Origin of the sequence: Micromonospora purpureochromogenes, from assembly GCF_900091515.1 — a bacterium.
Taxonomy (GTDB): Bacteria; Actinomycetota; Actinomycetes; order Mycobacteriales; family Micromonosporaceae; genus Micromonospora; species Micromonospora purpureochromogenes.
The window spans coordinates 3,569,971-3,584,304 of record NZ_LT607410.1; the positions used below are offsets into that span (position 1 = coordinate 3,569,971).

The following is a 14,334-nucleotide window of genomic DNA, read 5'->3' on the forward strand; positions in this document are numbered from 1 at the left end:
CGTGGCGGCACGGCGACCGCCACCCTTCAGGGAGTGGAGGTGGGGGTCGGGGTGGCCGCGCCGATCACGCCGCCGAAGAAGACCATGACGGTGAGCGCGACCGCCGGGGCGACGAAGACGTAGCCGAGCACCAGCCCGGCGACGGCCATGCCACGCCCGGACTTCCGACCGTCGCGGGTCTCGTGCAGCCCGATGTGCCCGAGGATGACGGCGAGCAGGCAGGGCAGGCCGAACACACACCATCCGCCGAGCACACCGACGATGCCGAGCACCATCGCGGCGGTGGCGCTGCCGGACGTGGGCAGCGCCGCGACCAGCAGCGGCGTCGGATACGGCACCGCCGGCGGATACTGCATCGCGGGCGGATAGGGCCGGGCCGGGGGATAGGGACCCGCGGGGACGGCCGACACCGGTGGCAGGGGCCGGGTCGGGTCGTGGCCGGGCTGAGGGTAGGTCATCGTCGCGGTTCCTGTCCTTGGTCGAGTCGGTGGAGCAGGGCGCCGACCTCGCTGTGCAGGCGGCGCAGCTCCGCCGCCGTCGGGGCCAGCTCGTAGCAGTGGTGGTGGGTGGCGGCCGACAGCGTCGTCCAGGCGTAGGTGATCCGGCGGGCCACCTCGGCGCCCGGCCCGAGCCGGCCGCGCAGCATCAGCTGCTTGGCCCGGCCCTGCCGGCACGCCGCCACGGCCGGCCGGACCCGCCGCCAGTAGTCGTCGATGCCGCCTTCGAGGGCGAGCCGGATCAGGCAGGCGCAGGCTCGCGGCCACCAGCCGGCGGTCACCGCAGACGCGCCGAGTGGGCCGGCGCCGCGCAGGAGCTGGTCGGCCGCCGCCAGGCAGCGGCGGGGCGTCGGCGCGGTCACGCCAGCACCTTCGCCAGGGCGCGGGCGTCCGTGACCAGGCCGGGCAGATCCGCCAGGTACGCCCCGTGCACGCCCTCCCGGCAGGCCCGGTACGCGCCGACCGCCCAGCCGCCGTGGCGTCCCAGCCAGCCGAGCACGTCGCCACCGCGGTCCGCGTCGTCGAAGACGGCCAGCGCGACGATCGTGGTCAGCCGGCGGGAGGCGTCGACGATGGCCGCCTCGATGTCGTCATGCGGCACTCCACGGGTCACCCGAACCCGCCACACCCGCAGGTGGCAGGCCGCCTCGACCGCCGACCGGCACAGCTCCGCCACCACCGGCCCACGGACGTCCGCGGGCAGCTCGTCGTTGCGGGCCAGGGCCCACGCGTCGTCGAGGTAACGGGTGACCGGGTCCGAGGCGGGCCGCAGGGTCACCACGGACCGCTCGGCGCGCTGCACCTCCACGATCCGCGCCCGTCCCAGGTCGAGCCGGCGCACCGCGTCGGGCAGCCGGGTGTCGTGGGTGAAGACCACGACCTGCCGGTCCTCGGCTAGCTCGGCGAGTACCCGGGCCAGCCCGTCCACCTTCGACGGGTCCATGCTCTGCACCGGGTCGTCGACGACGATGAACCGGAACGGGCTCTCCGGGGCGCAGCTGCGCGGCAGGAACGTGGCCAGCCCGAGGGCCTGCATCTCACCCTGACTCATCACGCCCAGCGCGGTGCCGTTGTCGGCGCCGTCCACGCTCACCGGGAAGACCACCCGCCGCCGGTTGTTCGTCCCGGCCAGGGTCATCGCGCCCAGCTCGATGTTGCTCTCCTGCCGCAGCTGCTTCCAGATCCGCTGCGAGTGCGCGGCGAACGGCGCGATCCGCTCGTCGCGGACCGCCGCGCCGGTCTCCTTCAACCAGGCGCGCGCGGCCTTCAACCGAACCAGGGTCGCCTCCCGCGCCGCCAGCCCGCCGACGGCGGCGACCCACCCGCGCAACTCGGCCGCCGCCGCCCGCCACCCGGTGTCGCGTTGCCGCAGGAACCCTTCGGCGTACGCGCGGGCCGCGTCCGCCGCCGCCACCACCGCCGGGTACCGCGCGGCCAGGTGGTCGGCCAGGTCGGCCGGTTCCCCGGGTACGCCCCGCAGCGCGGCCACAGCCTCCCGCAGCGCCCCGAGCAGCGCCTCCGCTCCGTCGCCGTCGCGCGGCCCCGCCGTGCCAGCGCTCTCGCGGAGTATCTCCGTGCCGGCCCGCTGGCGCGGCGCGTCCGCGCCGATGCCCCTGAGCGGCAACCCGGTCAGCGTGTCCGCTCGGGGGCCGTCGTGCACGGTCAGGACCTCCGTGCCGACCCCGTGCCGCGGCACCCCCGTGCCGACGCTTCCCGGCGGCCCGGTCGGCGGCGGCGAGCCGGGGCCGTCGGGCACGGTCAGGTCGTCGATCAGGTGGTGCGCTTGGCGCAGCAGCGCGGTGAGCCGGGTCGCCGCGGTCTGGGCGGCGACGCTGCGCTGCCGCAACTCGGTGAGGGTCACGGCGGCGGCGGCCCGCCACCCACCGTCGAGGGCGCCGGTGGCGCAGACGGGACAGGGCCCGTCGCCCCGGTCCTCGTGGTGTTCGAGGGCGAGACGCAGCAGTTCCGCGCTGCGCAGCGCCGCCCGGGACCGACCGCCGTCGTACCGGAGGGTCTCGGTCGCCGCCTCCCGCAGCTGTCCGGCCAGCCGCGTCACCTCGTCCGCCGGCGGCGGGTCGAGGGCGGCGAGCTCCCGGCACAGCAGCACGGCCTCGTCGGCGGTCGCCACGTCCGGCTCGTCGAGGATCGCCGTCAACGTCGGCAGGTCGACCGCGCCCCGGCCGCGCAGCAGCACGGCGGCCCGTCGGGCCCGGTCGTCGGCCACCCCGGCGAGCAGGTCGGCCAAGGCGGCGCGCTGTGCGCGTACCTCCTTGACAGCCGTGTCGTGCGGCCGGGCGGCGCGCATCAGACGCTGGTCGGCGTCGGTCAGCGCGTCCAGGCCGAGGATGGCGAAGAGCGCGTCGAAGAGCTGGCTCTGCGTGCCGGCGGCGAGCCGGCCCAGCTCGGCGGCGGTGAGGAACGGCCGGTACAGCTCCAGCGGTCGGGCCAGGCCCAGCTCGGTGAGGCCGTCGCGCCGCCCCCGCGCGCTGGTCACGGTCACCTCGGCGTCGGCCAGCTCGCCGCCGGCGGGCCAGGCCCGCGCCACGCGGGTCGGCGTGGCCACGCCGTCGACCCGCAGCTCCACGCCGATCCGGCACGGGTCCGGGGCGTGCAGGTTGCGCCACCCGGTACGCCACACGCTGGTCTTGTCGGCCCAGCGGGCGCTGTCGCCGGTGAGGGCCAGCTCGACGGCCTCGGCGAAGCTCGACTTGCCGGAGCCGTTGCGGCCGACGACCAGGGTGAGGCCCGGCCCGGGCGCGATGTCGAGAGTGCGCTCCGGGCCGACGCCGCGGAACCCGGCGACGGTCACCGACTTCAGCCAGATCCGCTCCGACGGCTCGTCGTGCGCGGGGGAGTGCGGGTCGAGCCGGGTGGGGCTGCCGGCGAGGGCGGCGGTCAGGTCGTCGTCGCCGGTGAGGGCGGCGAGGACCAGTTCGGCGGTGTCGGCCTGCACGTCGCTGTCGGCGGCGAGCCGGTCGAAGATCAGCTCGATCAGCGGCGCGGTGGGCTGTTCGGGGAAGGTCATGGTGGTCTCCAGGCGCGTGGTGTCCGCGGATCGACGGGTCGTCGGCCCGCCCGGGGTGAGCGGTGGAAGTGGGGAGGCCGCTGTCGGCCCGGCTGGGGCGAGCAGTGGAGTCGGGAGGCGGTGGGGGCCGTCGGACGCTGTCGAGCTGATGTCGCAAACGAATCAGCGGCTCGACGTCGGCCGCCTCCGCTTCGGGCGCTGTGGATGAGCGGTCAGAGCGTGGCGTTCGCGTGCCAGTCGCGCAGGAACGCGTCGACCAAGGCGTGCGCCCGAGGACGCAGATCGAAGGACTCCTCCCGCCGGCGGCGCGCCATGTGCGACAGCCCGTCGGCGGCCTCGTTGAGGGCGTGGCCGCTGTGCCCCTTCACGTGCGCGAACGTCAGGTCGGGGCGGCGGGCCACCTGCTCGGCGAGCCGGACCAGGGTGGGCTGGTCCGACCAGCGGCGCTCCCGCAGGCTGTAGCCGGCCGGCATCGCGCCGGTCTCGCCGGCCTGCCAGCGGTGCAGATAGCGCAGGGCGGCGAGGCAGTCCAGCAGCACCGTCATGCCCACCGGCGCCTCGTCGTACCCGGTCAGCAGGTAGTCCACCGCGCGCAGCTCGTTGATCAGCACCCGGGAGGCGCCGGTCGGGTCGAGGCGGCCGGTGCCCCGGCCGAGCAGGCCGTAGTGGCCGTCGCTGACGACGTACCCGATGCCGCCGACGCGGCCCTTCCAGCTGGCGTCGGTCGCGGCGACCAGCGGCGCGGACGCCGACGCCCAGCGGACCACCCGGCCGCGGCCACGCTGCTGGTCGTCGCCGGACCGGCGGTGGATGCCGTGATCGGCGGCCAGCCGCTCGGCGGTGTCGAGCAGCTCGCCGGCGGAGGTCAGCTCGTCGTAGTGCGCGGCGGTGAGCGCCAGGCGGACGGCGTCGCCGATGCGCTGGCAGTCGTCGCAGCGGGTGGGGCGGGTGAAGGCGCGCAGGGTGAGGGCGCGGTCGTGCAGGGGAGGGGGGAGCAGGGCCAGGGTGCGGAGGAACTCATCGGGACGCACGACGCCTCCTGACGTCTCGGAGGAGTCCTAGAGGACCTTGATGGAGTTGACCATGAGCATCGGAACCGTGGTCTCGCCGCCGATCTGGGTGTCGTAGCTGAAGGAGCCGAGCACCGTGACGTTGGCGCGGAAGATGTCGTCCTCTACGAGGTTGTCGAGGTCCGACTCGGACCCGTTGAGGATGGTGTTGGTCTCGTACTCGTACTCGTCGGCCATTCGGCGGTGCGCGACGTCTGCCCGGAAGCTGTCGGTGCCAGTGGCCGCGTCAAACTGGGTGACCCGGCCGTAGACGACGTAGGTCTTGCCCATGTACGCGTCCGGGTTCTTCGCGATCAGCTTCCACTGCCGCTCGGTCAGGGCTTTGTACGACGGCGGCTTCGGCTTCGGCGGCGTGGTGGTCTTGGTCGGCGTGGGAGCCGTGGTGGTCGGGGCCGCCACAGTGGGAGCGACGGTGGTGGGAGCGGCGCTGGCGGTGGTGGGAACGGCCGTACTGGGGCTCGGGGAAGCGCTGGCCGTCGGCTGCTTCTCGTCGTCGAGCACGGCGCCGACGACGGCGCCGCCGCAGCAGAGGGCGATGACCAGGGCGATACCGCCCACCGCCCACGCCCGAACGTGGGACCGCCGGCCAGGCGTGGCCGGGACAGGCGCGCCGAGCAGCATGGCCCCCGCAGGGGTGGTGGACGTCGGGTCGGCAGCGGGCGGGAACGGGGGCTGCGACGGGTCGGCGGGCTCGCCCGGCGGCATCGGGGTAGTCGGGTCGGTCACGGCAGGACTCCTCTGTGAACAGGTGGTGGTGTGAACAGCCGGGCATGCCGGGGCGGGCGGATCGGTGCCCGCCCCGGTGCGGAAGGAGAGGTCAGCTGAGGGCGACCTCGATGCCGCCGGAGAACATCGAGTCGTGGAGCTCGAGCTTGGTGAGCTTCACGTTCTTCGGGATGTCGAAGACGAACACGCCGGTCACCTGGTTGCCGGGGTTGATCTCCTCGAAGAAGGTGCTCTGCTCCTTGTTGGCGTAGAGGCCGGCCTCCGTGTCGGACGAGTACTCGGTGCCGTCGGCCGCGTAGGCCTTCTGGCTACTGCCGTCGAGGGTCTGCGGCTCCTTGCCGATGTTCTTGACGTTGATCGTGACCAGGCAGAACTGGCCCTGGGCCTTGTCGCCGATCATCGAGGTGCCGACCTTCGCGACGCCGCACTTCGACGACTTCACCGTGAACTCAAACTTCCCGTCCCGGGCCGCCTGGCCGATCTTCGCGGTCTTCGCCGGCTTGTCTTCGCCCTTGGCGCTCCCGGCGTCGTCCTTGCTGCTGGTGGCGTCGTCGGTGGCACCGGAGCCGCAGCCCAGCGCGATGAGGCCGGTGGCGAGCAGGGCGAGAGTGGTGGTCTTGCGCATCGTTGTCCTCCTGATGTGACGTTGCGGCGTCAATGAGAGCATCATCTGTGAACAGTGTCAACAAGCATGATGCTTGACAGGTGTGACACACTTCGGAGGTGCAGGAGACCCCGACCATCACGGCAGCGGAGATCGCCCGGCTCGCCGGGGTCGGTCGGGCCGCGGTCAGCAACTGGCGCAAACGGCACGCCGACTTCCCCGCCCCGGTGGGCGGCACCGCCGCGAGCCCCGAGTTCGACCTGATCCAGGTCGAAAAGTGGCTCCGTGGCCAGGGCAAGCTCCCCGAGCTCGCCACCGCCGACCGGCTCTGGCGGCACCTCGCGGCAGCCAGCGAATCCCCGGCGGCCGGCCTCGCCGCAGTCGGTGCCCTGTTGCTGGCCCGCCAGCGCGGTGGTCGTCCCCGCCGGACCGACCCGCACCTGGCGCCCCTGTTGCCCGACGTCGACGCACTGGCTGACGAGTTGGGCCCGCAGGGCGCGTTCGACGAGTTGTGGCAACGGTTCTCCGCGCCAGGCCCGGGCCGCCTGTTCGCTACCCCCGACGACCTGGCCGACCTCATGGTCGGGCTCGCTGACGTCGGCGGCGGCTCCGTCCTCGACCCCGCCGCCGGGTCCGGCGCCATCCTGCGGGCCGCCGTCCGCGCCGGCTGCACCTCCGCGTACGGGCAGGAGCTCGACGAGGACCTCGCCACGCTCGCCCGACTATGGCTGGCCCTGCGGGAGGTGCCGGGAGATGTGGTCGCCGGGGACTCATTGCGGGCGGACGCCTTCGCCGGGCGCGCCTTCGACGCGGTCGTCTGCCATCCACCGTTCGGCGCCACCAACTGGGGCGACGAGGAACTCGGCCACGATCCACGCTGGATCGTCGGCACCACGCCACGTACTGAACCGGAGCTGGCCTGGGCGCAGCACGCCCTCGCCCGCCTGCGGGTCGGCGGACACGCCGTACTGCTGATGCCGCCCACGGTGGCCAGCCGACGGGCAGGCAAGCGGATCCGCAGTGAGCTGCTGCGTTGGGGCCACCTCCGCGCGGTGATCGCGCTTCCGCCGGGGGTGGCCGCGCCGCACGGCGTACCGCTGCACCTGTGGGTGCTGCGGCGGGCCGCGGCCGACGCGCCGCCACCGGCGCGGGCGCTGCTGGTCGACGCCGCCGGCGGCGAGCTGGCCGAGACCTCACCGCGGGTGCTGGCCGCGTGGCGGGCCTTCGCCGCCGCCCCCGACGCCGAGGTCGAGGAGGCCGGGTTTGCGCGAGCCGTCCCGGTCATCGAACTGCTCGACGAGGAGGTCGACCTCACCCCGGCGCGGCGGCAACCCGTCGTGGGCGAGGCGTCGGGAGAGCATCTGGTACGCACAAGGGAGCGGCTGGCCGCCGTCGTCGGCGAGCTGTCGGCCTTGATGCCGCAGGTCACGCTCGCGCCGGACGAGGCGGACGGGCAGTTCCTCACGGTGGGCGAGCTGGCACGGGCCGGTGCGCTCCAGTTGATCGGGCCGGTCCGGGCCGGCTCGTCCGAGCCGTCACCCGAAGGACCACCGGTGCTCACCGTTCAGGACGTGCTGGCGGGCAGCGAGCCGTCGGGCCGGATCGACGACCGGTACGGCCAGGAGATCCCGCTGGCGGTCGGGGATGTGGTGGTGCCGATGATCGCCCGGCAGCTCACCGCCCGGGTGGTCGCCGCCGAGGGGTCGCTGTTGGGGCGCAACCTCTACCTGCTGCGACCCAATCCGGCGGCGCTGGACCCGTGGTTCCTCGCGGGGCAGTTGCGGACGTCGGCCAACGAGAAACAGGCGTCGAGCCTGTCGGGGACGCTGCGGTTCGACATTCGGCGGGCGCAGGTCCGGCGGCTGTCGCTGGACGAGCAGCGGGTGCACGGTGAGGCGTTCCGCCGCCTCGACGCCTTCGAGTCGGCAATCCGACAGGCAGCGTCGCTGGGCGCAGAGCTGGCCCAGCTCACGGCCGATGGCCTCGCCCGCGGCGCGCTTCGTCCCGACCAGCGATCCAGCCGAAAGCGGCCAAGAGCGTAACGAACGGGCCGCCGTGCGCCGCTGACGGATCAGGCCCCTCATCTGCGCCGGGTGGGGGACTACAACGATGCAGACGAGCGGCCATAATCCTTGTCTGTTTGCTATCGAAAGGAACCTGGTGAGCAACAAGCACCAAGAGCTCGCGAACTTCATCTGGTCGGTGGCCGACCTCCTGCGCGGCGACTACAAGCAGTCCGAGTACGGCCGCGTGATCCTGCCGCTGACCGTGCTGCGCCGGCTCGACTGCGTGCTGGAGCCGACGAAGGACGCGGTGCTCGCCCGGCACAGGCAGCTCAAGGACCTGGGCGTCCAGAACATGGACCCGGTGCTGCGCAAGACCGCCGGGCTGTCGTTCTATAACACCAGCGAGATGTCCTTTCGCAAGCTGCTCGGCGACCAGGACCACGTAGCGCTGAACCTGCGTGCCTACATCGGCGGCTTCTCGCCCGGCGCCGTCGACGTGCTGGAGAAGTACGGCTTCGACACCCAGATCAGCCGCCTCGCCGAGGCGGGGCTGCTCTACCAGGTGGTCGCCAAGTTTGCCGACATCGACCTGCACCCAGACGTGGTCTCCAACCACCAGATGGGCTACGTCTTTGAGGAGCTGATTCGTCGCTTCTCCGAAATCAGCAACGAGACCGCCGGTGAGCACTTCACCCCGCGCGAGGTCATCAAGCTGATGGTCAACCTCCTGCTCGCCCCCGACGAGGACGATCTGGTCACCCCGGGCATCGTTCGCAAGGTCTACGACCCGGCGTGCGGCACCGGCGGCATGCTCAGCGAGGCCCAGGACCACATCCAGGAGCACAACCCGCACGCCACCGTCGAGGTGTACGGGCAGGAACTCAACGGCGAGACGTACGCGATCTGCCGGTCGGACATGATGCTCAAGGGCGGCGATCCGACGAAGATCGCCTACGGCAACTCGTTCAGCCAGGACGGCCACGAGGACGAGCGCTTCGACTACATGCTCGCCAACCCGCCGTTCGGCGTGGAGTGGAAGAAGGTCGAGAACTACATCAAGGCCGAGCACGCCCGTGGCCACGCCGGCCGCTTCGGCGCCGGGCTGCCCCGGATCAACGACGGCTCGCTGCTCTTCCTCCAGCACATGATCTCCAAGATGAAGCGGCCCGAGGACGGCGGTAGCCGCCTGGCGATCGTCTTCAACGGCTCGCCGCTGTTCACCGGCGCCGCCGGGTCGGGGGAGTCGGAGATCCGCCGCTGGATCTTGGAGAACGACCTTTTGGAGGGCATCGTCGCGCTGCCCGACCAGCTCTTCTACAACACCGGCATCTCCACGTACTTCTGGATCCTCACCAACCGCAAGGACCCGGCCCGCCGGCGCAAGGTCGTGCTGCTCGACGGCCGTGACTACTGGACCAAGATGCGCAAGAGCCTCGGCGACAAGCGCAAGATGCTCACCGACGAGCACATCACCGAGCTGACCCGTGCATACGTCGACGCGGCGTCCATCATGGACGATCCGGATCACCCGCAGCAGGCCAAGGTGAAGGTCTTCAAGACCACCGACTTCGGCTACCAGCGGATCACCGTTGAGCGACCGCTGAGGCTGCGCTTCGAGGTCACCGAGGAGACGGTTGCGCTGCTCGCGGAGGCGCGGGCGGTGCTCAAGTACCCCGAACGGGAGACGCTACTGGCAGTGGCGAAGTCGTTGATCGGGCTGAAGTCTGCGACTCGGGCTGAGTTCGCAATGAAGCTGAACGGGCTCGGCAAGCTGCCGGCGGCGGTGGAGAAGGCGGTGTGGGAGGCGTTCTCGGTCAGCGACCCGGAGGGGGAGGCGCAGACTCACCGGAACGGCAAGCCGCTGCCGGACGCTGACCTACGAGACAACGAGAATGTACCGCTGGGCGAGGACATCCACGATTACCTCAAGCGTGAGGTGCTGCCGCACGTCCCGGATGCCTGGATTGATGAGACCAAGACCAAGGTCGGGTATGAAATCCCCTTCACGCGCCACTTCTACGTCTATCAACCGCCGCGGCCACTTGCCGCGATCGACGCGGACATCAAGGCGTTAGAGGAAGAGATCCAGACTCTTCTCGGTGTGGTGACCAAATGACCTCAGACCATGTGGTTCCACTCCGGCGGCTCTTCCGAGTCGTTAATGGGGGCACGCCGACACCGGCTCAGGCGAACTGGAATGGGTCGGTGCCATGGGCAACACCAGTTGACCTCGGCGCTTCCGCAGGTGCCATTAGCCAAACTCAACGCACCCTCACACAGCTTGGTGCACGTACCGGATCGCGGGTGGTACCGGCCGGCTCGCTAATCCTGTCCACGCGGGCACCAATCGGCTACATCGCGATCGCGCAGAGGGAGATGGCATTCAATCAGGGTTGCCGTGCCCTTGTGGCGACCAGCCCGGTTGACATCCGCTACTTCTACTATCAGCTGTCGGCGGCGACCAAAGAGCTCCAGTCACTCGGGCAGGGTAGTACTTTTCAAGAACTGTCTTCCGAGGTGCTAGCTAGCCATCTGGTTCATGCCCCTGACTTGGAGGATCAGCGGCGGATCGCCGACTTCCTTGAGAGTGAGGTTGGGCGGATCGACCGCTTAGCGAAGGTGCAGCAGGAGATGCTCCTGAGGTTGAATGAGCGGGATCTTGCGATTCTTGACTCAAAGATCGAGGAGCTGTTTGGCGCCTTCGGCGCTGCTCCCTTCAGAAGGTACATCGCCAGCGTCGAGCAGGGATCAAGCCCTCAGTGTGACAACATGCCAGCGGAGGTTGGCGAGTGGGGCGTGTTGAAGGTCAGTAGCGTGAAGCGTGGTGCCTTTCATCCATCGGAAAATAAAAAACTTCCAAACGAGATGGCGCCAGCTATCCGCTATGAAGTCAGAGAGGGGGACCTGCTCGTGACCCGTGCCAACACCCCTGCGCTTGTGGGTGCGGCGGCAGTGGTCGGACGGGTTCGACGGAAGCTAATGCTCTGCGACAAGATCTTCCGGATCAGGACAACTTCAGGGCTTGACAAGAGCTTTCTTGCGATGGTTGCGCGGGGAACCAGAATTCGCGACCTCTGTGCAGCTGCGTCTCATGGAACTTCCCAATCAATGGCCAATTTGAAGATCGAAGAGATTAAGGAATGGCCTATACCGGCTGCTCCCTTAGCGGCCCAACGGCTCATGCTGTCCGAGGTGTCCGCGCACCACGGGGCTACCGCAGATCTTGGAGCGGCGGTAAGGCGACAGCTCGGCCTTCTCCGCGAGCGACGACATGCCTTGATCAGGGCGGCTGTGTCGGGTCAGATCGACTTGACGACGGGGCGGGGGGTCGACCTATGAGCGCCGTGCATCACGAGCAGCCGTTTGAGGCGGCGATGGAGGACGAACTGCTCCGTTCGGGATGGCTGCGGGGGGCGGCGGGCAACTATGACCGACAGTTGGGGTTGGACACCTCCGACTTGTTCGCATTTATCGGGGCGACCCAGCCGGACGAGTGGGCGAAGCTGTTGGCCTACCACGGCAACAACCCGAACGAGGCGCAGCGGCACTTCGCCCAGTACCTCGCCAGGCAGATCGACGAGCGTGGCCCCCTCGACGTCCTCCGCCGAGGCGTCAAGGACAAGGGCGTGCTGATCCGCCTCGCCTACTTCAAGCCCGCCCACGCCATCACCGATGATGGGCTCAGGCTCTACCGCGCCAACCGGCTCACCGTCACCCGCCAGCTCGCTTACTCGACCCAGAACAACAACACCCTCGACCTGGTCCTCTTCGTCAACGGCATCCCCCTCGCCACGGCCGAACTGAAGAATCCGCTCACCGGCCAGACCGTCGAGGACGCCAAGAAGCAGTACCGCGAGACCCGCGACCCGAAGGAGCTGCTCTTCGCGAGGCGTACCCTCGTGCACTTCGCCGTCGATCCCGACCTCGTCTTCGTGACGACGAAGCTGGCCCGTGACAAGACCCGGTTCCTGCCTTTCAATACCGGCTCGGACGGGCCGGGCGTCTCCGGCGGTGCCGGCAACCCGCCCGCCGGCGAAAAGGGCTACCGCAGCTCCTACCTCTGGGAGCAGATCTGGCATCCGGACACCTGGATGGACCTGGTCCGGCGGTTCCTGCACACCGACAAAGACTCGGGCAGCCTGATCTTCCCGCGCTATCACCAGTGGCACGCGGTGACGAATCTGGCCGATCACGCCGCGCGCAATGGCTCCGGGCACAACTACCTGGTCATGCACTCGGCCGGGTCGGGCAAGTCGAACACCATCGCCTGGTTGGCGCACCGGCTCTCCAGCCTCCACACCGCGCCCACCCTCGGCCACTACGCACTGACCAAGGGGCTGCGCCCGAACGAGCCGGTCTTCGACAAGGTCATCATCATCACCGACCGGGTGGTGCTGGACCGGCAGTTGCAGGACACGGTCTTCCAGTTCGAGCACGTGCCCGGTGTGGTGCAGCGGATCGACAAGGACTCCGCCCAACTCGCCACCGCCCTCCAGGGCGAGACCGCCAAGGTCGTCATCACCACCATGCAGAAGTTCCCGTACATCCTCGACAAGGTGCGGGGGCTGCGCGGCAAGCGGTTCGCCGTCATCGTCGACGAGGCGCACTCGTCGCAGTCCGGCGACTCGGCCGCCGCGCTGAAGAAGGTGCTGCTCAAGCTCGGCAGCGACGACGTGGACGAGTCGGGTGACCTGCTGACCGCCTCGGCGCTGGCCCGCGGCCGGCACGAGACGCTGTCGTACTTCGCGTTCACCGCCACGCCCAAGCCGAAGACCCTCGAACTGTTCGGCACGCCGCATCCGGTCACCGGCAACCCGCAGCCGTTCCACACGTACTCGATGCGTCAGGCAATCGACGAGGGCTTCATCCTCGACGTGCTGCGCAACTACGTGACCTACAAGTCGTACTGGAAGCTGGCCAACGCCAACCCCGACGACCCGGAGGTCGACCCGAAGAAGGCCGGGTCGCAGCTCGCCCGCTTCGCCAGCCTGCACCCCACTATGCAGGCGCAGAAGGCCGAGATCATTGTCGAGCACTTCCGCAAGCACACCGCACCGCGCCTTGGCGGCCGGGCCAAGGCCCTGGTGGTCACCGGCTCCCGCGAGGCCGCCGTCCGCCTGCACACCGCCATCAAGAAGTACGTCGAGATGCAGGGCTACGTCGGCTGCGACTCCCTGGTCGCCTTCTCGGGCGACCTGGAGGTCGACGGCGTCGAGCACACCGAGGCGCGGATCAACGGGTTCAGCGAGGGTGAGCTACCCGAGCGGTTCGCTTACACCGCCGCCGACGACAAGTACGCCGGCACGCCGAAGGCCAAGCAGGACACCGAGTACAGGATCCTGGTCGTCGCCGAGAAGTACCAGACCGGCTTCGATCAGCCGCTGCTCACCACGATGTACGTGGACAAGCTGCTCAAGAGCGTCGCCGCCGTGCAGACCCTGTCCCGGCTCAACCGCACCCACCCGCTCAAGGCCCAGGGTGACGTCTTCGTCCTCGACTTCGTCAACGAGGCCGGCGACATTGCCGAGCAGTTCAAGCCGTACTTCGAAACCGCCGCCACCACCCCCACCGACCCCAACCTGCTCTACACGGCCCAGCACGCGGTCATGGGCTACGCCCTGCTGGTCGACTCCGAGATGCAGGCGTACGCCGAGGCGCTGCTCGCCGCCGAGCGGAAGGCCACCAGCGACACCGGCCTCCAGCGGGCACACGCCGCCCTCTACCGCTTCACCGAGCCGGCCGTGGACCGCTACAACGCCCTCGCCGCCGACGACGCGGAGGCCGCCGACGCCTTCCGGTCCGCGCTGCGCGACTACACCCGCATGTACGCGTTCCTGAGCCAGGTCGTGCCCTACCACGACGAGGACCTGGAACGGCTCTACCTGTACGGGCGTGCGCTGCTCAACCGGCTGCCCCGCCGCCAGGACCCGTCAGTCGACATCGGCGAGGTCGAGCTGACCCACCTGCGGGTGAGCAAGACCGGCGAGCACGACGCGTCCCTGACGCCCGAGGGCGAGCAGATGCTGCCCGGGTTCGTCGGCGGGGGAGCGGGCCGGCAGCACGACCCGGACAAGGTCGCGCTATCGGAGTTGATCGACGCGTTCAACGACAAGTTCGGCATCGGGCTGGGCGAGTCGGACAAGGTCTGGGTCGAGCAGCAGATCGTCGCCCTGGTCGAGGACGGCGCTCTGGAAGCCGCTGCCATGGTCAACGACGAGAGCAACTTCGGTGTGGTCTGCGACAAGCGCATCGAGGACGTGATCCTGTCTCGGCACGACGACAACGGCAAGCTGATGCAGCGCTACCTGGACGACGAGGGCCTGCGCTCGCAGCTCAACCAGTTTGCGCGCAGGCAGGCGTACCAGATGATCCGCCGCCGCAAGGGCATCGCCTAACCGAACATTCG

General features: G+C 70.0%; 10 protein-coding genes. 4 read left to right on the plus strand and 6 right to left on the minus strand.

Annotated features, from left to right (window positions below):
- Positions 1-26: 26 nt before the first annotated feature.
- From GA0074696_RS16470 to GA0074696_RS16495, 6 genes are all read right to left on the minus strand, one after another.
- Positions 27-356: a DUF4190 domain-containing protein gene (locus tag GA0074696_RS16470; protein WP_157745977.1), complete on the minus strand. Its 330-nt coding sequence runs from the start codon at positions 354-356 to the stop codon at positions 27-29.
- Between the two features lie 98 nt (positions 357-454).
- Positions 455-859, minus strand: a complete 405-nt coding sequence (locus tag GA0074696_RS16475) for a hypothetical protein (protein WP_088961919.1) — start codon at positions 857-859, stop codon at positions 455-457.
- Positions 856-3,522 carry an AAA family ATPase gene (locus tag GA0074696_RS32275; RefSeq protein WP_088961920.1) on the minus strand — a complete coding sequence of 889 codons (2,667 nt, stop codon included), beginning with the start codon at positions 3,520-3,522 and terminating at the stop codon, positions 856-858. Before GA0074696_RS32275 ends, GA0074696_RS16475 begins: the two co-directional genes overlap by 4 nt.
- 212 nt (positions 3,523-3,734) lie before the next feature.
- Positions 3,735-4,553, minus strand: coding sequence for a ribonuclease HI (locus GA0074696_RS16485; RefSeq protein WP_088961921.1), 819 nt, complete (start codon positions 4,551-4,553; stop codon positions 3,735-3,737).
- Positions 4,554-4,580: 27 nt separating this feature from the next.
- A complete protein-coding gene (locus GA0074696_RS16490; RefSeq protein ID WP_157745979.1) occupies positions 4,581-5,318 on the minus strand; it encodes a hypothetical protein in 738 nt (245 codons plus the stop codon).
- A 91-nt stretch (positions 5,319-5,409) separates the two neighbouring features.
- Positions 5,410-5,943, minus strand: coding sequence for a DUF4352 domain-containing protein (locus tag GA0074696_RS16495; RefSeq protein WP_088961923.1), 534 nt, complete (start codon positions 5,941-5,943; stop codon positions 5,410-5,412).
- 98 nt (positions 5,944-6,041) lie between these two features.
- Between GA0074696_RS16495 and GA0074696_RS16500 the strand changes: the two genes are divergently transcribed.
- From GA0074696_RS16500 to GA0074696_RS16515, 4 genes are all read left to right on the plus strand, one after another.
- A complete protein-coding gene (locus GA0074696_RS16500) occupies positions 6,042-7,964 on the plus strand; it encodes an N-6 DNA methylase (protein WP_088961924.1) in 1,923 nt (640 codons plus the stop codon).
- Positions 7,965-8,082: 118 nt separating this feature from the next.
- Positions 8,083-10,044, plus strand: a complete 1,962-nt coding sequence (locus GA0074696_RS16505; RefSeq protein ID WP_231925029.1) for a type I restriction-modification system subunit M — start codon at positions 8,083-8,085, stop codon at positions 10,042-10,044.
- Positions 10,041-11,267: a restriction endonuclease subunit S gene (locus GA0074696_RS16510; protein ID WP_088961925.1), complete on the plus strand. Its 1,227-nt coding sequence runs from the start codon at positions 10,041-10,043 to the stop codon at positions 11,265-11,267. The genes GA0074696_RS16505 and GA0074696_RS16510 overlap by 4 nt, the downstream gene beginning before the upstream one ends.
- Positions 11,264-14,323 carry a type I restriction endonuclease subunit R gene (locus GA0074696_RS16515; protein WP_088961926.1) on the plus strand — a complete coding sequence of 1,020 codons (3,060 nt, stop codon included), beginning with the start codon at positions 11,264-11,266 and terminating at the stop codon, positions 14,321-14,323. The genes GA0074696_RS16510 and GA0074696_RS16515 overlap by 4 nt, the downstream gene beginning before the upstream one ends.
- The last annotated feature ends 11 nt before the right edge of the window (positions 14,324-14,334 follow it).